We start from the raw sequence: 22,116 nt of genomic DNA on the forward strand, positions 1-22,116 counted from the left end.
GAAGGGTAGAGCGTGCAGGAGAACACAGGCGCGGACGCGGACTATTCCGGCGACGCCGGGGTGACTGACGACTTCGGCCTGGTCGGAGTTCCGGACGCGTTCCAGCGCCTGTGGACTCCGCACCGTATGGCCTACATCAAGGGTGGGCAGCACCAGTTCAAAAACCAGGATGATTGCCCGTTCTGCGTCGCACCAGGGCGCAGCGACGAGGAATCCCTGATCGTGTATCGGGGGAAGCGCAACTACGTGGTACTGAACTTGTTCCCCTACAATCCCGGACACCTGCTGATTTGCCCATACAGGCATGTCCCTGACTACACAGACCTCACTGAAGAGGAAACCGCCGAGTTCTCCGCCCTGACCCAAACGGCCATGCGGGTTCTGCGGAAAGTGGCCAACCCCGGAGGATTCAATCTTGGGATGAACCAGGGCGTGGTGGGAGGTGCCGGCATCGCGGGTCACCTGCATCAGCATGTAGTGCCGCGCTGGGGCGGGGACGGAAATTTCTTCCCGATCATCGCCCAGACCAAAGCCATCACGCAGACGCTGGACGAGGTGCGCCAACAGGTTGCCGAGGCATGGCCGGAGGACCAAGGTGCTTAACAGACACGCCCGTGGTTTCTTCACCAGGCTTTTCACCCCGCTGGCACGTTGGCTGCTGAAGCATGGAGTATCGCCGGACGCGGTCACCATCTTCGGCACAGCAGGCGCGGTGGTGGGAGCCCTCGTTTTCTATCCCATTGGCCAGCTGTGGTGGGGGACGATCTTCATCACAGCCTTCATCTTCTCCGATGTGGTTGACGGCATCATGGCCCGGATTGCGGACAAGGGCGGCCGGTGGGGAAACTTCCTTGACTCCACGCTGGACCGGATAGCCGACGGCGCGCTGTTCGCCGGACTTGCCATCTGGTTCTTTATGGGCGGAGCCAACACGGCAATCGGCATTGGCGCCCTGATCTGCCTTGTGCTGGGAATGGTGGTTTCCTATGTGCGGGCCAAAGCTGAGTCCTTGGGTTTCAACGCCAATGTCGGCATTGCCGAACGTGCGGAGCGGCTGGTGTCTGTGCTGGTTGTGACCGGATTTACCGGGCTCGGTCTGCCGCAGGCTGTGTTGCTGGTGACCCTGGCTGTGCTCGCCGCCGCAAGTTTTGTGACTATTGTGCAGCGCATTGTCACCGTCCGGCGGCAGTCCCTGGACGAGGCAGGCACCGCGTTCGAGCAGCCCGCCTAAAGCATCCCAACCCCGCCTGAACCTGCACCTAACCCGCACTGGACCAGCGGTCTGCCGCTGTCCGTCATAGGAATTAAGCCCCTCAGCCACGGGGGACTAGTATTAGGAATACCTGAATCAATGGATCCGGTAATCCGGTGTGGCGATGCTGGTTTTGCGTGCCGTCAGCACCGATCGGGAATCCGGATCAAAGTAACATCTATCTACCCATAGGGGTTTTTGTGTCTACACCTGATGTAAGCAGCGAAGCCGGCTCGTCGGCGAACGGCGTCACGGGCAGCAAGCGCGTCAAGCGCGGTATGGCTGAGATGCTCAAGGGCGGCGTCATTATGGACGTCGTTAACGTCGAGCAGGCCCGCATCGCCGAAGACGCCGGTGCCGTTGCAGTAATGGCGCTGGAACGTGTTCCGGCCGATATCCGTGCCCAGGGCGGCGTGTCCCGCATGTCCGATCCTGACATGATCGACAAGATCATCGAAGCTGTCTCCGTCCCGGTCATGGCCAAGGCCCGGATCGGCCACTTTGTTGAGGCGCAGGTCCTGCAGTCCCTCGGAGTGGACTACATTGACGAGTCCGAAGTCCTGACCCCGGCCGACTACACCAACCACATCGACAAATGGGAATTCACTGTTCCCTTCGTCTGTGGTGCCACCAACCTCGGTGAGGCGCTGCGGCGCATCAACGAAGGCGCGGCGATGATCCGGTCCAAGGGCGAGGCCGGCACCGGAGACGTCTCCAACGCCACCACCCACATGCGCCAGATCCGTGCCGAGCTCCGCCGGCTCTCCTCACTGCCCGAGGATGAGCTGTATGTGGCCGCCAAGGAACTGCAGGCACCGTATGAACTGGTCAAGGAAGTAGCGCTTTCGGGCAAGCTTCCTGTGGTCCTGTTCACCGCCGGTGGCATCGCCACCCCCGCTGACGCGGCCATGATGATGCAGCTTGGCGCCGACGGCGTGTTCGTCGGCTCGGGTATCTTCAAGTCCGGGAACCCGGCCCAGCGCGCCGCCGCCGTCGTGAAGGCCACCACCTTCTTCGATGACCCGGACGTCATCGCCAAGGCCTCCCGCGGCCTGGGCGAGGCAATGGTCGGCATCAACGTGGACGAGATCCCGCAGCCGCACCGCCTCGCCGAACGCGGCTGGTAGTCCTCTTCTTTGTGGGGCGCCTGGCGGCGCTGATCCTCTGCGTGCTATTCCCCGTGCCCTGCCAGGCCGCTTCGCGGTGAGCCTGGGCACGGGGCCCCTTTTACGCACGCTGCCGGATCACCCCCGCCTGTTGCATCGGCTCTTTTAGCCACGACGCCGGCCCGTCACTTTTGGTGGCGGGCCGGCGTCGTTGTTTAAGGGGGGACCGTTACTCGAGGCCGCGGCGCTTGAGGAGGGGTTCCAGTTGGGCGTCCCTGCCGCGGAATGCGCGGAACGATTCAAGGGGATCCCGGCTGTTTCCCCGGGCCAGCAGCTCAGTGCGGAAGAACTCACCGTTCTGCCGGTTGAATCCACCGTTCTCCTTGAACCACCCGACGGTGTCGGCGTCGAGCACTTCGCTCCAGATGTATGAGTAGTAGCCGGCCGAGTAGCCATCTCCGGCAAAGATGTGCTGGAAATAGCCGGTCCTGTAACGCGGCGGGATCAGCGTGTGGGCGACGCCGGCAGAAGCCAGTGCTTTCGCCTCGAATTCCAAGGGATCGGCAGGAACCTCAGAGGCGTCGAGTACATGCCAGGCGAGATCAAGCAGGGCGGCGCTCAGGTACTCCGTGGTGCCGAAACCCTCCCCCCAAAGCTCGGCGTCTTTAAGCCGGTCAACTAAATCCTGGGGAAGGGGCTCGCCCGTCTCGTGGTGCCGGGCGTAGTTGGCCAGGACTTCGGGCCACATGATCCACATTTCGTTGACCTGCGAGGGGTATTCAACGAAGTCCCGCGGCACTGACGTGCCTGAGAACCGGGGAAAGGTGACATTGGAGAACAGGCCGTGGAGCGCGTGGCCGAACTCGTGAAAAGCGGTACGCAGCTCGTCGAGGGTGAGGAGGGTCGGCTCGCCAGCGGGAGGCTTGGAGATATTGAGGTTGTTGATGACCACAGGCTTGCTCCCAAGCAGGGCCGATTGTTCAACCAGCGAGTTCATCCACGCGCCGCCCCGCTTGGATTCACGGCTGTAGTAGTCGCCCAGGAACAGGCCAAGCTCAGAGCCGTCTTCGTTCCGGACCTCCCACACCCTGACATCCTCGTGATAGCCCGGGAGATCGTTTCGTTCGTGGAATGTGACGCCGTAAAGGGTGGTGGCTGCAAAAAACACGCCGTCTGTCAGCACCCGGTCCAGTTCAAAGTAGGGCCGCAGTTGCTGGTCATCAACCGAATACCGGTCCTTCTTCACTTGGGCCGAATAGTACGCCCAATCCCATGCTTCCAACCGGTGGCCTGCGATCTCCGCCAGCGCAGCAGCCTCCTCGTCAGCGTTCCGCACAGCAGCCGGAGCCAGCCTTCTCATCATGGACTGCACGGCTTCGAAGTCCGGGGCTGTCTGACGGTCCACAGTCAGTTCTGCATAGTTTCCGAAGCCCAGCAGGGCAGCCTTTTCAGATCGCAGCCGCACCATGTCCTTGACGAGGTCCAGGACATCAAGGCTGCCGCCGCTGATCCCGCGGCTGACAGATGCCTCGTACAGCCGGCGGCGCACGGCCCGGTTTTCCAAGGCTGACATTGCCGGCTGATTGCTCGGCAGGATCAAGGTGAGGAGAAACTTGCCCTCATGTCCGGCCAGGCGCGCGGCTTCCGCTGCATTGGCAATGTCATCGGCGGGAAGCCCTGCCAGTTCACCTTCGTCCTCCAGCAGCAAGGCGGACTGCTTCATACCTTCCTTCACGCGTTGGCCGTACTCGGTGCCAAGGCGGGAGAGCTCCGCATTGACTTCTCTGAGCCTTTCCTGCCCGGCGTCGTCCAGCTGGATCCCTGACTCCCGGAATTCTTTGAGGTACTCCTGGACCAGCCGCGCCGATTCGTCGTCGAGTCCTTCTGTCTTCAACGCATCGAAGCGTTCGAACAGTGCTCTGTTCATGTAGATTGCGTCCTGGTGCGCCGCGAACAGGGGTGACACTTCTGTCTCCAGGGAGCGGATGGCATCTGATGCGTGTGCCGAAACCAGCGTGAAGAAGGAGGCCGCCGCGCGTTGAAGGAGGGCACCGCTGCGCTCCATCGCCAGAACCGTGTTCTCGAACGTTGGCGGCTCCGGGTTCGCGGCGATTTCCCCTATGTCTTCAAGCTGCTCCGCCAGACCGGCCCGGATCGCTTCCCCATAGTGGGTTTCCGCGATATCGGCAAAGGGCGGCAGGCCGAAGGGCAGAGGGCTGGGTGTCAGAAGGGGGTTCGTCATGAAGCAACAATTTCACGCGGCGGCATGGTTGACCAGCATCGGCGGCGTTCGCCGTAGGATGTCGAACATGTCAAGCAATTCCAGGAAACTTTCCCATGGGCTCGCCGCGGTCTCAGCCGCAGCGGCGCTCATGGTTTCGACGGCAGCCTGCGGAGTGATCGCCGACCAGGACCGTGAGGCAACGACGTCGGCAACGACGTCGGCAGCGGCGGCCCCGGCGACCCTGTCACCTTCCCCAACACCCACTCCGACGCCGACCCCCGGCAAAGGCCCGGAATGCCCCACGCTGCGCTGCGCCTCTGTTCTGGTCACAGGCGACATGCTTGTGCACACGCAATTGTGGCAACAAGCCCAGCAGGACGCAGCCGCAGCCGGAAAGCCAGGGCTGGACTTCGTTCCGCTCCTGGAAGGTCAGCGGCCGTATATCCAGCGGAGCGACCTCGCAATCTGCCATCAGGAGACTCCGGTAGCCGGTCCTGATGGCCCCTTCTCGGCCTACCCGTCGTTCAACGTTCCCCCGCAGATCATCTCCGCGTCCAAAGCGGTGGGCTATCAGGCGTGCACCACGGCCAGCAACCACACCATTGACCGCGGAACCGAGGGCCTGGTCCGCACTCTGGATGCCCTTGACGCTGCCGGGCTGAAGCACACCGGCTCGTACCGGACGGAGGCCGAGGCGCAGGGAATTCTCATCCTCCCTACACCGGCGGCGAACATTGCCGTCATCATCGGCACCTATGGGCTCAACGGCCAGATTCCGGAGCAGGAATGGCAGGTGGACATGCTCGACGCAGCCACCATGATCGCCAAGGCCAAGAAGGCCAAAACCATGGGTGCAGACATCGTGCTGGGAGTCATGCACGCAGGCGATGAATACGCCAGCGAGGCGAACGCCCAGCAGCAGGAGACCGCCCATGCACTGGTGGACAGCGGCGAATTCACTATGATCTACGGGCATCACACCCACTCCGTCCTGCCGATCGAGCAGTACAAAGGAACGTGGATTGTCTACGGTCTGGGCAACGGCGTTACGGAGTTGTCGCCCTGGTACCAAGTCAACAACGAGGGGTTGTTGGTCCGGGCGCAGTTCAGCCAGGACGCTGCCGGAAAATGGACTGCGGCAGATCTTGCCTGGGCCCCCTCGGTTATTGTCCGTGACCCTTACAGGTGGTGCTCGGTTGCTTCGGACGCGCCGCAAGGACCATGTGCAACACCGGCCGAGGACGCCGCAACACACCAGCGGACCAAGACGGTCGTGGAGTCGATGGGAGCGGCAACAGCGGGCGCTCACGAACTCCTCATCAGCAAGGAGCCCTGAGCGCGAGGTGGTGAGCTAGCGGGGCCTGCGCCCGGCGTGTTCCCTCGCAAGGACTGCGAAACGGTCATCCGGTTCACCGGTTGTGAAGCTTCCGTATTTACGTTCGACGGCGGTGCGGATCAGGAAATCGGCGATGGCCGGATTCTTGGGCAGGAGTGAACCATGAAGGTAGCTGGCCACAATGTTCCTGTAGCGGGCCCCTTCCTGCCCATCGCTGCTGTTGTTTCCGGTGCCCTTGGCCGTGGTCCCCAGAGCGCGGACGCCGGGACCCAAGGTGGTTTGGCCGCTGTGATTCTCGTAGCCAAGGATTTCCCCGAACTCCTCGGATTCGACCTTCACGTTTCCGATAAGCCGTTCGTCTGTGCCGTGTGTTTCCACGTCCAGGACGCCGATGCCGGGAATGACTGAACCCGTGCGCGTCTTGAAGAAGCGGCCAAAGAGCTGGTACATGCCGCAGATCAGCAACATCGGCGTGCCATCCTCGGCAAGTTCCTGCAGCCTTGACCCCCGGCTCAGGAGATCGGCCTGAATAACCAGTTGCCCGCTGTCCTGCCCGCCGCCGCCAACGATGAGGTCCGCATCGTCCGGGAAGTCGTCGCCCACGTTGTATTCGAGCAGTTCCGGAGTGTAGCCGTGCCAGGCCAGGCGCCGTTTCAGGACAAGGGCGTTGCCCCAGTCGCCATAGATGTTCATGTCCCGCGGATACAGCTGCACGACACGAATGATGCCTTTGTTCTCCAAAGCCTCCTGCGTCAAGAGACCACCTCCACGGTCGTGATCTTGGACAGCTCCCGGCGGATGGCCAGCATCGCTGTATATGTGCAGAATATCCGTTTCGGCTGGTCCTTGGCGTCCCGGATAAAGGCTGCCAGAGCGGAAGTGATGTCGGTGTTGACCTCGCCGACAGGGACCTCGTCGTACTGAAGCCGGAGCGCCATGTCGTAGGCACGGGAGCCGCTCAATTGCTCGACGCCGCTGTTACGAAGGGAATCGAATTCGACGTCCCAGAGCCATGACATGTCGCGGCCGTCAGCGTAATTGTCGTTGATGGCAATCATGGTGGCGTACCCCCCTGCGGGGAACGACTTGAGACCCAGCCGGAAGCCGCTGGGATTCTTGACCAGGACCAGGTCAAGGGGGAGCCCGTCCACAATCAGGCTCTCGCCCCGACCAAAAGCAGGGGCCACGTTGGAAAGCGCCGACAGCAGCGACTCATGGTCCGTAGGACCGGACCCCTGCCCTGCGATGCAACGGGCCAGCGTGAGGGCAGCGGCAGCGTTGAAGATGTTGTACACGCCGCGAAGCTTCATATGCGTGGTGACGATCGCGCCGTCGTACTCAAAATCGGCGTCATCCACACCCACGCGGCGAAGCACGACGTCGGCATGCGGCCTTTCCGGTACAACCGGCACCGGGCTGCCGGGACCGGCACGCATGTCATCGTCATTGGGAAAGGTGCTCAAGAGTGAGTCATCAAGACCGAAATAGCGGACCTCGGGTCCGCCGGACCCCGGCTGGGCCAGTGCAGAAGCAATCCTGGCCACCCTCGGGTCCTCACGGTTGAGCACCACCGTGCCAGTGGTCTTGGAAGCAACGTGTTGCAGCAGCTCAGCTGTCTTGTCGATCTCTCCGAACCGGTCCAGCTGGTCGCGCAGCACGTTCAGGAGCAGGCTGTAACGCGGTGGAACCCTGTTCACAAAATGAACCGCATGGGCTTCGTCAAGCTCCAGCACAGCGATATCGGCATTAAGTCGTCCGCGCCAGTCCACTTCTCCCAGTAGGGCGGCCGCAACGCCACGGGTGAAGTTGCTGCCGGTGCGGTTCGTGAAGACCGTCAGCCCCTGGCTTTCCAGCAGTTCCACCACCATTTTGGTTGTGGTGGTTTTGCCGTTTGTGCCGCTGACGACGGCCACGCCGTGGGGGAGCGTGGTCAACGTCCGCGCCATAAAACCGGGGTCAATTTTTTCGACCACCAGGCCGGGAAAAGCCGAGCCGCCTCCCCTTAGCCGGGTGACCCGGCGCACGAGCTTTCCAAGGGGGACGCTGAAGAAAAACATGCTCCGAATATATCCCAGCACAGGCATGCACTCTTGCCGGGCCTTGTCCCTGCTGCGTCAGGAGCCGCTTGCGGGAGATTATGCTGGATGAATGACCAATCCCACTTCCCAGGAATTTTCGCTGGATTCCGCGCGGGGTTCATCGCTGTCCTCTTCATGGTCAGCAGAGGAATCATCAAGAGCAGGCGCAGGCCTTCGCATCGGCGTCCTGGCGCTGCAAGGTGACTTCCGGGAGCACCTTCACGCCGCCGAAGACGCCGGCGCCAAGGGCGTGGCAGTCCGGCGGCCGAAGGAACTCGACGATCTGGACGGCCTCATCATTCCAGGCGGCGAGTCCACCACGATTGACAAACTTGCCAGGATTTTCGAGCTGACTGAGCCGCTGCGGGAAAAGATTGCCAGCGGGCTCCCCGTGTACGGTTCCTGCGCCGGCATGATCCTGCTGGCGGACGAAATTGCCGATGCAGCAAAGGACTTGTCCGGGAATCCCCAGCAGACCTTTGGCGGGCTGGACATGACGGTCCGCCGCAACGCCTTTGGGCGCCAGCGCGAATCGTTTGAGACCGACCTTGAGTTCAAGGGACTCGAGTTCAGTGCCACAGGTACCGGCGTTGCTCCCGTGCATGCAGTGTTCATCCGTGGTCCGTGGGTTGAGCGGGTAGGCCCGGCCGTGGAGGTGCTGGCGCAGGTGGAACCGGCCAACGCCGCCCACTCCGAGGCCCTGCACGGGAAGGCTAGAATTGTTGCAGTGCGTTCAGGTCAACTGCTGGCCACCTCATTCCACCCGGAAGTGACGGGGGAGAAGCGTGTGCACGAACTGTTTATTCGAATGATCAGAGGAGAAGCGTAAAGCATGTCAGGCCACTCCAAATGGGCGACGACCAAGCACAAGAAGGCCATCCTCGACAGCCGGCGGGCCAAGTCGTTTGCCAAGCTGATCAAGAACATCGAAGTCGCAGCTCGTATGGGCGGGCCGGATCTTGCCGGAAACCCGAGCCTGGAACTCGCCGTTACAAAAGCAAAGAAGACCTCCGTCCCGGCTGACAACATTGACCGGGCCATCAAGCGCGGCGCCGGCCTCACCGGTGAAACGGTTGACTACACAGAGATCATGTACGAGGCCCGTGGCCCCCAAGGCTCGGCCCTGCTGATCGAGTGCCTGACGGACAACAAGAACCGTGCCGCCTCCGAAGTACGGCTTGCCATTTCCCGCAACGGCGGCACCATTGCCGATCCCGGTTCGGTCAGTTACCTCTTTTCCCGGAAGGGCGTTGTATCGCTGCCCAAGAACGGCCTCAGCGAGGACGATGTCCTGATGGCCGTGCTGGATGCCGGCGCCGAGGAAGTCAAGGACAACGGGGACACCTTCGAGGTCCACTCCGAGCCCACGGATCTGCAGGCCATCCGCGATGCCCTCACCGAGGCCGGAATCGAGTACGACACCGACGAAGCGGAGTTCGTGCCGTCCATGCAGGTTCCGCTGGACCTCGACGCCGCCAAGAAGTTCATGAAGCTCGTGGACGCGCTCGAAGAGCTCGACGACGTTCAGAACGTCTACAGCAACGCTGACCTCAGTGACGAAGTACAGGCCGCCCTGGAAGCCGAGTGATCTAGGGCTTTGCTCCGCGTACTGGGGGTAGATCCGGGGCTCACGCGATGCGGTATTGGCGTCGTGGATGTTGAAAAAAACCGCCGTGCAACCATGGTGGCCGTGGGTGTTGTGGGCACCTCGCCCAGTGAGACGCTGGACCAGCGACTGCTGCTGATCGCGACGTCGATCGATGATTGGCTGGACCGCTACGAACCTGATGTCCTGGCGGTGGAGCGTGTTTTTTCGCAACTGAACGTCAGTACCGTCATGGGTGTGGCACAGGCGTCCGGAGTGGTGATCGCCGCCGCGGCCCGGCGGGGAATACCGGTAGCCCTCCACACGCCGTCGGAGGTTAAGGCAGCCGTGACAGGCAGTGGCACCTCGAATAAGGAGGCCGTCACCAAACTGGTCACCAAGATCCTGCGGCTTGACGCTCCGCCCCGTCCTGCCGATGCCGCAGATGCGCTGGCCTTGGCCATAACCCACGCTTGGCGGGCGGGCAGCGGGGCTGCAGTGGCCACGACGGGTCCGGGAAGCCTGTCACTCACCCCGGCACAACGTGCATGGGCTGAAGCGGAGGCCAAGGCGCGCCGTGCACGGTGAATGGATGTTAGTCGTTCGGGTATTAGGGTATTCGTAAGTATGTTCGGATAACCGGTTAAGCCGGTGGTATTTCAGGAGCCCGGCCTTGATCAGTTTTCTCCGCGGAACAGTAGCTCACGTCGGACTGTCCAGTGCCGTCATCGACCTCAATGGCGCCGGCATGAGCGTCAACGCGACACCCCAGACACTCAGCAGGCTGCGCCAGGGCGAAGAAGGAAAGCTGTTCACATCGCTCATCGTCCGTGAGGACTCCCTGACCCTCTTCGGTTTCTCCAGCGATGATGAACGCGAAGTCTTCGACGTTTTACTGAGCGTCAGCGGTGTTGGTCCCAGGCTGGCGTTGGCGGTCCTGGCTGTCCACGACCCCGAGGCCGTCCGCGTGGCCGCGCACTCAGGCGACGGCAAGGCTTTCACCAAGGTGCCGGGCATCGGTCCGAAGGTTGCTGGCAGGATCGTGCTGGAGCTGGCCGGAAAACTCGTCCCGCACGGGACGCCCATTGGAGCTGCGCCTGCTGCCGTTACGGTCACCGCCTGGAAGGGCCAGGTGGTCGCAGCCATGACCAGCCTGGGATGGTCCGAAAAAGACGCCACCGCCAGCATCGAAAAGGCCCTGGCCGATTCACCGGAAATCGCGGAAAAGGGCAACGTGGCGGAAATTCTGCGAACCACGCTGCGCTGGTTGGGCCAGGACGGCGCCCGCGCTGGCAACAGAGTAGGCAGCCGTGGCTGAGCCCTCCCTGGTCACCGGGGGCGAAGAGCCGGAAGAGCGGGTCATTGAAGCCGCCCTCCGCCCGAGGAACCTTCACGATTTCGTGGGGCAGCACCGTGTCCGCAAGCAACTGTCGCTGGTCCTTGAAGCGTCGCGGATGCGAGGACGCAGCGCCGACCACGTACTCTTTTCCGGGCCGCCCGGACTCGGCAAGACCACCCTCGCCATGATCGTCGCGTCTGAAATGAACGCTCCGTTGCGGATCAGCAGCGGTCCGGCCATCCAACACGCCGGTGACCTCGCAGCAATATTGTCCTCGCTCTCGGAGGGGGAAGTACTGTTCCTGGACGAAATCCACCGCATGTCCAGGCCTGCTGAGGAAATGCTCTACATGGCCATGGAAGACTTCCGGGTTGACATCGTGGTGGGCAAGGGAGCCGGTGCCACAGCTATTCCACTGGAGCTGCCGCCGTTCACGCTGGTGGGCGCCACGACTCGCGCAGGCCTCCTTCCCGGCCCCCTTAGGGACCGCTTCGGCTTCACTGGCCACCTTGAGTTCTACTCCGTGGAGGAGCTGGAACTTGTACTTCGCCGTTCAGCCGGGCTCCTGGATCTGAAAGTAAATTCGGCGGGCTTCAGCGAAATCGCGGGCCGTTCACGGGGCACGCCGCGAATAGCCAACAGGCTCCTGCGCCGTGTCCGTGACTGGGCGCTCGTGCACGGCATTGACCAGATCGACGCGCGTGCAGCCTCGGCCGCACTGGACATGTATGAAGTGGATACGCGAGGCCTGGACAGGCTGGACCGCGCCGTCCTGGAAGCACTGATCACCAAATTCGGCGGAGGACCGGTGGGCCTCTCAACTCTGGCTATCGCCGTGGGGGAGGAACCCGAGACTGTGGAAACGGTCGCCGAACCCTTTCTTGTGCGTGAAGGGCTGCTCGGGCGTACACCCCGGGGCCGAATCGCCATGGGACCGGCGTGGACGCACTTGGGGTTTGCCATCCCTCCCGGGGCCTTCGGCCAGGAGCCCCTGGATCTCTTCGACGGCGCCCAGGTTGGCCAGGATCCAACTGACGAGTGGATTCGGAACGGTCAATAGCACCGCTGCCGCGTGTTTCCCTTTAGACTGGTATGACGCTCGGCACGTTCGGGTCTTTATTTCTGTGCGCCGGCTCCAATGAGTCGCCCGCCGGCATGGTCTCCTGCCGGGCAGATGGAAGTGAAGCGGACGTTGCTGAAAAACAGTGACGCAAGTACAGAACGGAATTTTCCTGTGTTCGGAAATATCTCTGCCCAGGCCCAGCCGCAGGCCGGCGGCGGCATCGACTTCATGACCATCCTGCTGTTCGCGATGCTCGGTCTCTTCATCTTCATGATGTTCCGCCGCAACAAGAAGACGCAGCAGCAGCAGGCCAAGCTGCAGTCGCAGTTCGAACCGGGGGTTGAGGTCATGACGAGCTTCGGTCTCTTCGGCCGTATTGTCTCGATCGACGATGCCGAAAACAAGGTTGTCCTGGAGCTGTCTCCGGGCCACCTGGCAACAGTGCACCGCCAGGCCGTGACCAAAATCGTTGAGCCTCCCGTTACGGATGAAGAGCCCACAGCTGTTCCCGATGACGCTTCCTCCCTCACCGCCCAGGAAACTGATGCCGCTCCCAACCCGGTTGTGGAGACTCCTGACGAGGCCGGGAAGCGCCTCAATGACGAGGGCAAGAAGGACATTTAGTCCAACGTTCCGTCAGCTCCCGCAAAGTAACGATCCTACGGCTGCGGGCCGCCGCCGGTAAGTGTGCTGCAAAGCACCTGCCGGCGGCTCCTCCGTAATTAATAGAAAGATCCACAATGGCACGAACTGGCCCCAAAAACTCAGCACTCCGGGTGCTGGTCTGGCTTGGCGTTATCCTGGCAGTCCTCACGGCTGTCCTGGCTGGCGGCACCATGGCCGGCCAAGCGAGCTGGGCTCCAAAACTTGCACTGGACCTCGAGGGCGGCACCCAGATGATCCTGGCGCCCAAGGTTGAGGGCGGTTCGGACATCAATGAAGAGCAGCTGAACCAGGCTGTAGCCATCATTCGCCAACGCGTGGACGGCTCCGGTGTCGCGGAAGCGGAAATCAGCACGCAGTCGGGCCGGAACGTTGTGGTCAGCCTTCCCGGCACGCCGTCCTCCCAGACCCGCGCACTGATCCAGGCTTCCGCAGACATGAACTTCCGTCCTGTACTGCAGGCTGGTCCGGGTGCTCCGGTTCCTGCCGAACAGCAGACACCGGAGGACAAGCTGCCCAAGCCCACTGCCGAGCCCGCCAACGGCAGTGACATCAACTGGGTAACCCCGGAGATCTACAAGCAGTTCGAGGCGCTTGACTGCGACAACCCCGCACAGGACAAGCAAGAGCGCTCTGATCCTGCGAAGCCTCTCGTCACGTGTGAGCCCGCGACGGCAGCCCAGCCTGCCATCAAGTACATCCTCGGACCGGTCGAAGTGAAGGGCTCCAACATCGAGTCCTCCTCCTTCCAGCTCCAGCAGGGTGCCCAGGGTGCCGTCACCAACGAGTGGGCTGTCAACATCCAGTTCGACGCCGAAGGCACTGCAAAGTTCAAGGAAGTTACCGAGCGCCTCTTCCAGTTCTATACGGCGGCAGGCGGCGAAGCCGGTTCAGATCCCAAGTCCCAGTTCGCCATTGTGCTGGACGACCAGGTCATCTCCGCTCCGCGATCCCTGGCCGTAATCACTGATGGTCGCCCGCAGATCACCGGTGGCTTCACTGAACAGACGGCAAAAGCACTCTCGGACCAGCTGCGTTTCGGTGCACTGCCGATCAGCTTTGAAATCCAGAGTGAACAGCAGATTTCCGCGACCCTTGGCGGTGAGCAGCTACGAATGGGCCTCTTGGCAGGTGTCATCGGGCTGCTCCTGGTGGTGGTCTACTCCCTCTTCCAATACAGGGCACTGGGCCTCGTGACCATCGCCTCGTTGGTAGTGGCGGGTGCACTCACTTACCTGGCCATAGCCATCCTGGGCTGGACAGAAAACTACCGCCTGTCCCTTGCAGGCGTCGCCGGTATCATCGTGGCCATCGGTCAGACAGCCGACTCCTTTATTGTCTACTTTGAACGAATCCGTGATGAGCTTCGTGAAGGCCGGGGACTTGTCTCGGCCGTGGAAAACGGATGGAAGCGTGCCAAGCGGACAGTGCTTGCGTCCAAGGCAGTGAACCTGCTGGCGGCTCTGGTGCTCTACTTCGTGGCAGTCGGCAACGTACGTGGGTTCGCCTTCACGCTCGGCCTGACCGCCATTGCTGACCTCATCGTGGTCTTCATGTTCACGCACCCCACCCTGCGGCTCCTCGCGCGGACCAAGTTCTTTGGCGAGGGCCACAGATTCTCGGGTCTTGACCCGGAGCGGCTGGGCGCTGTTCCCCTGTATCGCGGTGCCGGACGGGTACGGAGCCCCGAGGACAGGCCTGCAGCTGTTCGTGCCAAGAACGCCGGCGCTGCTGCGGAAGCAGAGCGCAGAATGACCATTGCAGAACGCCGCCACGCGGAAAAGCAGGAGCAGCTCGCCGGTTCCTCCAAGAGCTCGGCCAAGGAGGGCAAGTAAATGTCCAATACTTTCGCAAATTTCGGCAATGAGCTCTACACGGGCAAACGCTCGTACGACTTTGTCGGTTCCAAGAAGATTTGGTTCCTCATAGCTGCTGTTGCAGTTGCCCTGTCCATCCTGCTTCCGGCGGTCAAGGGCGGCTTCAATCTGGGTATCGAATTCCGCGGGGGGTCCGAGTTCACGGTATCCAACGTGCAGAACACCGACACCACGCTGGGAACCAAGGCGGTCCAGGACGTCGTCGAGGGTAGCGTTCCCCGTGTAGCGAACGTTGCCGGTACCACCATGCGCATCCAGACAGACAAACTGACCGATGAAGAGACGCTGGCCATCAAGGAGGGGTTGACCACCGCCTACGGCGTCACGGACAACGAAGTTACCTCCACGTTCGTCGGTCCCACCTGGGGCGCTGACGTCACGCGCCAGGCATTGGTGGGCCTGCTGGTGTTTGTCGCCTTCGCGTCTGTCCTGATGGCGTTGTACTTCCGCACCTGGAAGATGTCATTGTCGGCCATCGCAGGCATGTTGGTGACGATGTTCATCACGGCGGGCGTCTACTCCCTCAGTGACTTCGAAGTGACCCCTTCGGCTATCATCGGGTTCCTCACGGTCCTCAGCTACTCGCTGTATGACACCGTGGTGGTATTCGACAAGATCCGCGAGAACACTGCCGACCTTGATGCCTCCACCCGCCGGACCTTCGCTGAGGAGGTCAATCTTGCCGTCAACCAGACGCTGGTAAGGTCCATCAACACCATGATGGTGGCGATCCTCCCTGTGGGTGCCATCCTCTTCATCGGTGCGGGCTTGCTTGGGGCCGGAACCCTGCGCGACCTTTCCCTGGCATTGTTTGTCGGGATCCTGATCGGCACTGCGGCAACCATCTTCATAGCCGCGCCGCTGTACGCATGGCTGCGGGAGAGGGAGCCACAGCTCGTCAGCCAGGCCAAGAGGGTGGAACACCGCCGCCACGATGCTGCCGCCAGGGCTGCTGCTTCCGCTTCCTCGGAAACAGCTTCCGCCTGATTGTTGTTTTTTGGATGGGCCGGGCTGCGTCACAATGACGCTGCCCGGCCCATTGGCGTTTGCACCTGGTTATCGAAGTGTCCTGCTGCGGGAATAGACTGGAATAATTAAACAGGTCGTGAGGGGTGCTTCATTGGAAGAACGTTCGACGTCGGCGGCAATGGCAGACGGAAATGCCGATCCGGGCCAGGCTCCACAGGCTGGCGTGGTGGCCTCAGTGCGCCCCGGACCGGGCGTACCCGTCGATAATCCCGGCCTGCGCCAGACGTTCCCGGGACGACGGGAGCGTACGCGTTCCCGTCTCGCCCGGCTGACGGGAAGGGGCGCCATCACGTATTCGCCCATCCTCGAACCGCTGCTGCGAACCGTGCGGGTGAACAATCCCAAAGAAGATTTTGACCTTATCCAGCGGGCGTTCATCGTGGCCGAGCGCAGTCACCGCGGCCAAAAGCGCAAAAGCGGGGATCCGTACATCACCCATCCCGTAGCCGTGGCAACCATCCTGGCCGAGCTTGGCCTCAGCGGTGCTACCCTCGCCGCAGCGCTGCTCCACGACACTGTAGAAGACACGCCCTACACCCTGGCTGATCTCAAGGCGGATTTCGGGCCGGAAGTGGCGATGCTGGTAGACGGCGTCACCAAGTTGGACAAAGTCAGCTTCGGCGAGGCCGCCCAGTCCGAGACAGTCCGCAAGATGGTTGTGGCCATGGCCAAGGACATCAGGGTCCTGATGATCAAGCTGGCAGACCGCCTGCATAACGCCCGCACCTGGCGGTTCGTTTCGGCCGAATCCTCGGCACGGAAAGCCCGGGAAACCCTGGAAATCTTCGCGCCGCTTGCGCATCGGCTCGGCATGAACACCATCAAGTGGGAACTTGAGGACCTTTCCTTCGCTGCCCTCTACCCCAAGGTGTACGAGGAAATCGTCCGCATGGTGGGGGACAGGACCCCGGAACGTGAAAAGAGCCTGAGCGTCATCCGAAACCAGATCACTGAGGATCTGCGGACGGCGAAGATCAAGGCCACTATTACAGGCAGGCCCAAGCATTACTACTCGATTTATCAGAAGATGATTGTCCGCGACAAAGACTTCGACGACATCAACGACCTCATGGGCGTCCGGGTCCTTGTGGACTCGGTCCGCGACTGTTATGCGGCACTCGGCACGTTGCACTCCCGATGGAACCCCCTGCCCGGCCGGTTCAAAGACTACATAGCCATGCCGAAGTTCAACATGTACCAGTCTTTGCACACCACAGTGATCGGTCCCGGCGGGAAGCCTGTCGAAATCCAGATCCGTACCCACGAGATGCACCGCCGGGCAGAATACGGCGTCGCGGCTCACTGGAAGTACAAGGACCAGCCGAACAGGACGGCAGCAGGGCCTGGAAGCCCGCGCGACGGCGACATGGGCTGGCTTCGTTCCCTGGTCGACTGGCAACAGGAAACATCAGATCCGGGCGAGTTCCTCGATTCACTGCGGTTTGAAATCAACGCCCGGGAAGTGTTCGTTTTCACTCCCAAAGGTGAGGTCATGGCGTTGCCGGCCGGCTCAACCCCCGTGGACTTCGCCTACGCAGTGCACACAGAAGTGGGCCATCGCACCATCGGCGCCAGGGTCAACGGCAAGCTGGTGCCGCTCAACAGTGAACTGAATCACGGCGACTGGGTGGAGATCTTCACCTCCAAGGCTGAGGGGGCAGGTCCCAGCCAGGACTGGCAGCATTTCGTCAAGAGCGCGCGGGCACGGAACAAGATCCGTCAATGGTTCAGCAAGGAACGCCGGGAAGAAGCCATCGACCGTGGAAAGGACCTTCTTACCAAGGCGATGCGGAAGCAAAACCTTCCCCTGCAGCGGCTCATGACCCATGACGCCTTGGCAGCCGTCGCCGAGGACTTGAAATACGCTGACATTTCCGGGCTTTACGCCGGGGTGGGGGATGGGCATACGTCGGCCCAGTCCGTGATGGAAAAGCTTGTTGAGAGCCTGGGCGGGAAAGAAAGCCCCGACGATGACCTCGCCGAAGTCAGCATCCCCACTCAGGTCACGAAGGCCCGGTTCTCCGATTCCGGTGTCATTGTCCGCGGCGTGGGGGATGTCTGGGTGAAGCTGGCGCGCTGCTGTACGCCAGTTCCACCGGATCCGATCCTCGGTTTTGTGACCCGCGGTTCCGGTGTATCGGTGCACCGGACCGACTGCACCAACGTCTCGGATTTGAAGGACCAGCCCGACCGGATCGTGGAAGTGGACTGGGCTCCGACCCAGTCCAGCGTCTTCCTCGTGGAGATCCAGGTGGAAGCGCTGGACCGGAAGTCGCTGCTTTCGGACGTTACCCGGGTCCTGTCTGAGAATCACGTCAACATCCTGGCGGCCAGCGTGCATACTTCAACTGACCGGGTGGCCATTTCCAAGTTCGCCTTCGAAATGGGTGACCCCAAGTACCTCAGCCACGTGCTGAGTGCCGTGCGGCGAATCGACGGCGTCTTCGACGTTTACAGGACCACGGGCAACAGGCGCCGCAACTAGCCCGGCCCTGCCTTGCCCTGACCTGCCGGTGAGCTGGCTGAGCTTCTCCAAGGCCGCCTTTTTGTGAGGAACTCTTGGTGTTGCCTCAATGGCCAGGACCAGCAGGCGCAGCCGTACGTTCAGTTCGGGACGATCCAGCAGTTCCTGGAGGGCCGGGATTGCCCGAACCGGTTCCACGTGCAGTGCTATATCCAGCGCTGTGCGCAGGGGAGTGGAGACCAGTAATCCGCCAAGACTGACCACATCGCACGGGCCCAACCGGACTTCGTGCAAGGTGCATCCCCGAGTGGATCGAAGGCTGGACACGCGACGTTTTGCATCCACAAGCAGTGCCAGGCGATCCGGTTCGGGAGCGCACCCATAGATCCAGGCAGCAGTCATGCGGCCCGCCACCACCCGTTGCCTGATTGCCTGGGGCACTGCGAACGCCGCAGCCCTTGCCCTCAACTGCGGTGTTTCAGGTGTCCCGGGCAAAAGGTAACCGCGCTGGAAAAGCTGCGTCAGCACGCCGTCGGACGCCATGGCCTGCAGCTCAGGCCAGGAGAACAGCCGGCCGGGAAAAAGCAGCTCCGCGGATACGGTTGCGGCAGCGTCCACGGAAGGCGGCGTAGCTGCACTCCCCAAGGAGCCTGCCAGGGGCGAAAAACGGGAGGTGGTGGCCATTGAGCAATCTTCCCGTGCCCTGCTTGAACGGGACAGTCCCGGCAGCGGTTATGTGGAAAACCCGGATTGAGGCTCTGAGGAGACTTCCACGGAGGCATATCCTGTCTCAATGACTCGATTCAGTATGCCCGCTACGGCTGAGCTGCCCACCAAGGGCAAAGTTGCGATGTATGTTTTCAATCAGCAGCTTGATCACTACATCACGTTTATCCAGCCCCGTCATTCCGAAGCGGGCAGGCAGGTACCGGCCGGGACGATTGAACCGGGAGAAACCCCTCCTCAGGCGGCCGTTAGAGAGCTTCAGGAAGAGACAGGTCGAGGCCGCGGGCTGCCCCTTTTCCATTTCGCGGACAGCGTTTACGACATGCGCCAGTATAAGCCCGAGATTCACCTGCGCAGCTGGTTCTTGGGAGTAGCGACCGCCGATGATTTCCCGCCAAGGCCGTGGACCCACGTAGAACGCCGGGGCGGGGAAGCGGACATCATTGCGGAATTTTCATGGACAAGAACGTCCCGCCAGGACGAACTGGTTGCCGGCCATGCCGACCTTTTGCCGGTCGCACTACACCTGGCGCGTACCTGGGGCCTTGGTCATCATTGAAGATTTGGGGGGCGGAGCCGGGGGGAGACCCGAGCCGGGTTGAAGACAAGAGCCCCGTCCAGAATCTGAACTGGTCCCTTAAAGGCAGTTCAATCTGAGCGGGGCGCTCCGATGTTTGAGAACGTTAGGCGAGTTCGTTCGCGGAACGCTCAAGCTGGTCCAGCCAGGCCTGACGCGCCTCAAGGGCTTCCTTGGCCTGTTTGATCTTGCGCTGGTCACCGGCCTTCTCGGCTTTCGCGAGGTCCTCTTTGAGGGAGGCGATGGCGGACTCCAGCTGTGACAGGGCACTGTTGGTGCGTGCCTTTGTCTCCGGGTTGGATCGTTTCCAGTTCTCGTCCTCGGCGTGGCGGACGGCGTCCTCCACCTTGCGGAGCCCGGCCTCGATCCGGCCCATGTCGCCACGGGGAACCTTGCCGGCTTCTTCCCAACGGTCACGGATCGACTGGAGCGCCTTCTTGGCAGCTGCCAGGTCCGTGATGGGGAGCAAGGCGTTGGCTTCGACCAGGAGGCTTTCCTTCACGGCGAGGTTGGCGTTGTATTCCTGGTCGATCTCGTCGTTTGCAGCCTGACGTGAGGAGAAGAAGACATCCTGGGCGGCGCGGAAGCGTGCCCACAGAGCGTCATCATCTTTACGGCTGGCCCGCGGGGAAGCTTTCCACTCATCCATCAGTCGGCGGTATTCCCCAGCAGCGAAGCCCCAATCGGTGGAAGAGGACAGAGCCTCAGCCTCTGCAATGAGTTTTTCCTTGACCGACTTGGCAGCGGAATTGTTGCTGTCCAACTGGGAGAAGTAGGCGCGCCGGTGACGATCAAAGACCGTACGTGCTGCACGGAACCTCTTCCAGAGCGCGTCCTCGTTGCTGCGGCCAAGCCGGACACCACTCTTCTGCGCGGCCTTCCAGCTTTCGAACAGCTCGTTCATCCGGGCACTGGACGTCTTCCACTGGATCTGGGAAGGATCGTGTCCTGCGATTTCCTCGGCCTCGGCAACGATGGCCTCCCGTGCGGCCAACTCTGCAGCGCGGACGGCGTCATGCTCTGCTTTCTCGGACTTTTCCAAGGCAGCAATCTGCTCGGACAGGGCGTCAAGACGCTTCTCGGCTGACCTGATGTCGCCCACCATGTTGCGCTCTGCCAAGAGCTCGCGCAGGTGTGACACGGTTTTCTGCATGTCCGCGGTAGGAGCCTTGGAACTGACGCGCTGTTCCAGGAGAACGATCTGCGCCACGATGTCGTCGTACTTCTTGGCGAAGTAGGCCAGTGCTGCGTCGTCGGTCGCACCGGGAAACTGCCCGACCGGATGCTCGACGCCGTCGACGGTCAGGAAAACCTGTCCGTCGCCTTCCACCCGGCCCCACCGCGCAGCCTCCGCCAGCGACGTCGCTGGGGGAGCGGGTGCGGGGGCAGGCGCAACGGCTGACGGAGCCGTCTTGGGCCGGGCTGCAAACGCCGCCGGCGAAGGCGCAGGCCGGGGAGCAGGACGCGGCGTGGGACTTGGTGTTGGTACCGCAGCTGCAGGAGAAGCGTCGGCCGCCGGAGCAGCATCGACCGCAGGTGCGGGCTCAGCGGGAGTCTTGTCTGCGGAAGCTTCCTCAACCGAGGCGGTCTCTACGGGAACTTCCTCAGCAGGAGCTTCCTCTGCCGGAGCCGCGTCAACTGAGGCGGTTGCAGCAGGAGCTTCCTCAACTGGAGCTTCCTCGACTGAGGCAATCTCGGCTGGGGTGGTGTCGGCGGCGTCGCTGATGGCATCGACGGTTACGGGAACCGTGGATTCGCTTGCGTCGGCAGCTGATGTTTCGTCGGATTTCTGACTGTCTGTCACCGCTAAAAGTCTTTCGCTTGGAGGGAACTGCTCAGGTAATGCTGCCCCGGCCGCTGGCCGGAGTTGGTTACTTCAGAGAAAACGAGTCTATCGTGACTGGTTCCACAGGTGCGCCGTCGGTTGGGTTGCCACCAGGCTTGAGGCCGGCCGCAGCAATGTTCGACACTACGTCCAACCCGGACGTAACCTTGCCGACCACGGTGTAGCCGCCTGCCGAGTCTGCCGGAATTTCGGTGTCCTTGTAGACGATGAAGAACTGGCGGCCGTTGCTGTAGGCGTTATCCCCGCCTCGGGCTACGGCAATGGTTCCAGCCGGGTACTTGTTGTCGGCCGGGGTGTTTTCAAGCGGACCCCACTTGAAATCGGGATCCGCCTGGCCGTCGCCGGTGGAGGAGCCGCACTGCAGGACGCCGAAGTTCTCGGCTGTGGTAAGCCGGTGGCAGCTGGTCCCGGCAAAGTAGTTCTCGTCAGCCATGGACTTGAACACGGCTGCCGCCTGGGGCGCCTTGGTGCCGTCGAATTCAACACCCAGCGTGCCGCGGTTAAGCGCGAGCTCTCCCGTAAACACCTTGCCGGCCGCCGTCTCTGGCTTGGGGATGTTCTCGGCATTGGTGGGAGCTGCTGAAGGAGTGGCGGAGGCAGTAGCCGAGGGGCTGGTGAGGCCGGCCTGGGCCGCGGCGTATTCCTCTTCCGTGGGATTGCTGGAAAAGACCGTCAGCTGGAGGACGACGGCGAGGATCAGCACCGCGGTACCGGCGCCTGCCGCAAGGATATTGTCCCGTTTGCGGCGTTTTTCCTGCTCCCGGCGCAACTCTCGCTTCGCTTCCATCTGCTGGATGCGTCGCTTGGTTTCGCGGGCACTGCGTGAACTGGCCGCCAAAAGTCCTCCTGGGTGTCGTGCTGGCGTCAGGCGTGCCAATGGCAAGCGTCCCTAGACCAGGTGCAGAGTGGCCAGCCGAATAGCAGGCACCTGCCGCATTAGAGTTGCAGGCG

The 22,116-nt window shown here is 62.0% G+C and carries 20 protein-coding genes; 14 read left to right on the forward strand and 6 right to left on the reverse strand.

The features are described 5' to 3' along the window. Positions 1-12 precede the first annotated feature (12 nt). The 3 genes from M1E05_RS09895 to pdxS all read left to right on the forward strand — a co-directional run bounded on the left by M1E05_RS09895 (position 13) and on the right by pdxS (position 2,379). Positions 13-603, forward strand: a complete 591-nt coding sequence (locus tag M1E05_RS09895; RefSeq protein WP_461165136.1) for an HIT family protein — start codon at positions 13-15, stop codon at positions 601-603. Then, positions 596-1,231 carry a phosphatidylinositol phosphate synthase gene (gene pgsA, locus M1E05_RS09900; protein WP_458111055.1) on the forward strand — a complete coding sequence of 212 codons (636 nt, stop codon included), beginning with the start codon at positions 596-598 and terminating at the stop codon, positions 1,229-1,231. Before M1E05_RS09895 ends, pgsA begins: the two co-directional genes overlap by 8 nt. Positions 1,232-1,452: 221 nt before the next feature. Beyond that, positions 1,453-2,379: a pyridoxal 5'-phosphate synthase lyase subunit PdxS gene (pdxS, locus tag M1E05_RS09905; protein ID WP_308198279.1), complete on the forward strand. Its 927-nt coding sequence runs from the start codon at positions 1,453-1,455 to the stop codon at positions 2,377-2,379. A 208-nt stretch (positions 2,380-2,587) separates the two neighbouring features. Here the strand turns inward: pdxS and M1E05_RS09910 are convergent, their stop codons facing one another. Together M1E05_RS09910 and M1E05_RS09915 are read right to left on the reverse strand one after the other, a co-directional pair. Then, positions 2,588-4,600, reverse strand: coding sequence for a M3 family metallopeptidase (locus tag M1E05_RS09910; RefSeq protein WP_461165137.1), 2,013 nt, complete (start codon positions 4,598-4,600; stop codon positions 2,588-2,590). 12 nt (positions 4,601-4,612) lie between these two features. Continuing rightward, entirely contained in the window at positions 4,613-4,912 is a 300-nt protein-coding gene (locus tag M1E05_RS09915) for a hypothetical protein (RefSeq protein ID WP_461165138.1), read from the reverse strand. A gap of 7 nt (positions 4,913-4,919) precedes the next feature. On the opposite strand from M1E05_RS09915, the gene M1E05_RS09920 reads away from it, so the two are divergent. Next, positions 4,920-5,918 carry a CapA family protein gene (locus M1E05_RS09920; protein ID WP_461165139.1) on the forward strand — a complete coding sequence of 333 codons (999 nt, stop codon included), beginning with the start codon at positions 4,920-4,922 and terminating at the stop codon, positions 5,916-5,918. A gap of 15 nt (positions 5,919-5,933) precedes the next feature. On the opposite strand, the gene M1E05_RS09925 is transcribed toward M1E05_RS09920, so the two are convergent. Both M1E05_RS09925 and M1E05_RS09930 read right to left on the reverse strand, forming a co-directional pair. Next, positions 5,934-6,611: a type 1 glutamine amidotransferase gene (locus M1E05_RS09925; RefSeq protein WP_461165224.1), complete on the reverse strand. Its 678-nt coding sequence runs from the start codon at positions 6,609-6,611 to the stop codon at positions 5,934-5,936. Positions 6,612-6,670: 59 nt separating this feature from the next. Beyond that, a complete protein-coding gene (locus M1E05_RS09930) occupies positions 6,671-7,975 on the reverse strand; it encodes a MurT ligase domain-containing protein (protein WP_461165140.1) in 1,305 nt (434 codons plus the stop codon). A gap of 91 nt (positions 7,976-8,066) precedes the next feature. Here M1E05_RS09930 and pdxT point away from each other — a divergent pair, with 91 nt between their 5' ends. The 10 genes from pdxT (at position 8,067) to M1E05_RS09980 (ending at position 19,301) form a co-directional block, all read left to right on the forward strand. Further along, positions 8,067-8,825, forward strand: a complete 759-nt coding sequence (pdxT, locus tag M1E05_RS09935; RefSeq protein WP_461165141.1) for a pyridoxal 5'-phosphate synthase glutaminase subunit PdxT — start codon at positions 8,067-8,069, stop codon at positions 8,823-8,825. Positions 8,826-8,828: 3 nt separating this feature from the next. Beyond that, on the forward strand, positions 8,829-9,584 hold the full coding sequence (locus M1E05_RS09940; RefSeq protein WP_458111050.1) for a YebC/PmpR family DNA-binding transcriptional regulator: 756 nt from the start codon (positions 8,829-8,831) through the stop codon (positions 9,582-9,584). 9 nt (positions 9,585-9,593) lie between these two features. After that, complete coding sequence (gene ruvC / locus M1E05_RS09945; protein ID WP_247040160.1) at positions 9,594-10,169, forward strand: crossover junction endodeoxyribonuclease RuvC; 576 nt, start codon at positions 9,594-9,596, stop codon at positions 10,167-10,169. 85 nt (positions 10,170-10,254) lie between these two features. Next, on the forward strand, positions 10,255-10,899 hold the full coding sequence (ruvA, locus tag M1E05_RS09950; RefSeq protein WP_461165142.1) for a Holliday junction branch migration protein RuvA: 645 nt from the start codon (positions 10,255-10,257) through the stop codon (positions 10,897-10,899). Continuing rightward, the gene (gene ruvB / locus M1E05_RS09955; RefSeq protein WP_458111048.1) at positions 10,892-11,980 is read left to right on the forward strand and encodes a Holliday junction branch migration DNA helicase RuvB; all 1,089 of its coding nucleotides are present in this window, start codon (positions 10,892-10,894) and stop codon (positions 11,978-11,980) included. Before ruvA ends, ruvB begins: the two co-directional genes overlap by 8 nt. Before the next feature lie 231 nt (positions 11,981-12,211). Continuing rightward, entirely contained in the window at positions 12,212-12,607 is a 396-nt protein-coding gene (gene yajC / locus M1E05_RS09960; RefSeq protein WP_458114508.1) for a preprotein translocase subunit YajC, read from the forward strand. 116 nt (positions 12,608-12,723) lie between these two features. Next, positions 12,724-14,481, forward strand: a complete 1,758-nt coding sequence (gene secD, locus M1E05_RS09965) for a protein translocase subunit SecD (protein WP_461165143.1) — start codon at positions 12,724-12,726, stop codon at positions 14,479-14,481. Then, positions 14,482-15,510, forward strand: coding sequence for a protein translocase subunit SecF (secF, locus tag M1E05_RS09970; RefSeq protein ID WP_309107142.1), 1,029 nt, complete (start codon positions 14,482-14,484; stop codon positions 15,508-15,510). A 133-nt stretch (positions 15,511-15,643) separates the two neighbouring features. Continuing rightward, complete coding sequence (locus M1E05_RS09975; protein WP_375164755.1) at positions 15,644-18,037, forward strand: RelA/SpoT family protein; 2,394 nt, start codon at positions 15,644-15,646, stop codon at positions 18,035-18,037. A 772-nt stretch (positions 18,038-18,809) separates the two neighbouring features. Further along, on the forward strand, positions 18,810-19,301 hold the full coding sequence (locus tag M1E05_RS09980) for an NUDIX domain-containing protein (protein ID WP_458111046.1): 492 nt from the start codon (positions 18,810-18,812) through the stop codon (positions 19,299-19,301). Positions 19,302-19,425: 124 nt separating this feature from the next. Here the strand turns inward: M1E05_RS09980 and M1E05_RS09985 are convergent, their stop codons facing one another. Together M1E05_RS09985 and M1E05_RS09990 are read right to left on the reverse strand one after the other, a co-directional pair. Continuing rightward, positions 19,426-21,123 carry a DUF349 domain-containing protein gene (locus tag M1E05_RS09985; protein ID WP_461165144.1) on the reverse strand — a complete coding sequence of 566 codons (1,698 nt, stop codon included), beginning with the start codon at positions 21,121-21,123 and terminating at the stop codon, positions 19,426-19,428. A 67-nt stretch (positions 21,124-21,190) separates the two neighbouring features. Further along, positions 21,191-22,003 carry a peptidylprolyl isomerase gene (locus M1E05_RS09990; RefSeq protein WP_458111044.1) on the reverse strand — a complete coding sequence of 271 codons (813 nt, stop codon included), beginning with the start codon at positions 22,001-22,003 and terminating at the stop codon, positions 21,191-21,193. Positions 22,004-22,116 lie beyond the last annotated feature (113 nt).

The sequence above is a fragment of the Arthrobacter sp. R4-81 genome (genome assembly GCF_054792365.1).

What these genes read in the sequence shown, in the direction of transcription:
- secF (WP_309107142.1), top strand. Translation starts at nt 14,482, where the DNA reads ATGTCCAATACTTTCGCAAATTTCGGCAATGAGCTCTACACGGGCAAA.
- M1E05_RS09930 (WP_461165140.1), bottom strand. Translation starts at nt 7,975, where the DNA reads ATGTTTTTCTTCAGCGTCCCCCTTGGAAAGCTCGTGCGCCGGGTCACC.
- pdxT (WP_461165141.1), top strand. Translation starts at nt 8,067, where the DNA reads ATGACCAATCCCACTTCCCAGGAATTTTCGCTGGATTCCGCGCGGGGT.
- M1E05_RS09910 (WP_461165137.1), bottom strand. Translation starts at nt 4,600, where the DNA reads ATGACGAACCCCCTTCTGACACCCAGCCCTCTGCCCTTCGGCCTGCCG.
- M1E05_RS09980 (WP_458111046.1), top strand. Translation starts at nt 18,810, where the DNA reads ATGACTCGATTCAGTATGCCCGCTACGGCTGAGCTGCCCACCAAGGGC.
- yajC (WP_458114508.1), top strand. Translation starts at nt 12,212, where the DNA reads ATGACCATCCTGCTGTTCGCGATGCTCGGTCTCTTCATCTTCATGATG.
- M1E05_RS09940 (WP_458111050.1), top strand. Translation starts at nt 8,829, where the DNA reads ATGTCAGGCCACTCCAAATGGGCGACGACCAAGCACAAGAAGGCCATC.
- secD (WP_461165143.1), top strand. Translation starts at nt 12,724, where the DNA reads ATGGCACGAACTGGCCCCAAAAACTCAGCACTCCGGGTGCTGGTCTGG.
- M1E05_RS09925 (WP_461165224.1), bottom strand. Translation starts at nt 6,611, where the DNA reads ATGAACATCTATGGCGACTGGGGCAACGCCCTTGTCCTGAAACGGCGC.
- M1E05_RS09920 (WP_461165139.1), top strand. Translation starts at nt 4,920, where the DNA reads ATGCTTGTGCACACGCAATTGTGGCAACAAGCCCAGCAGGACGCAGCC.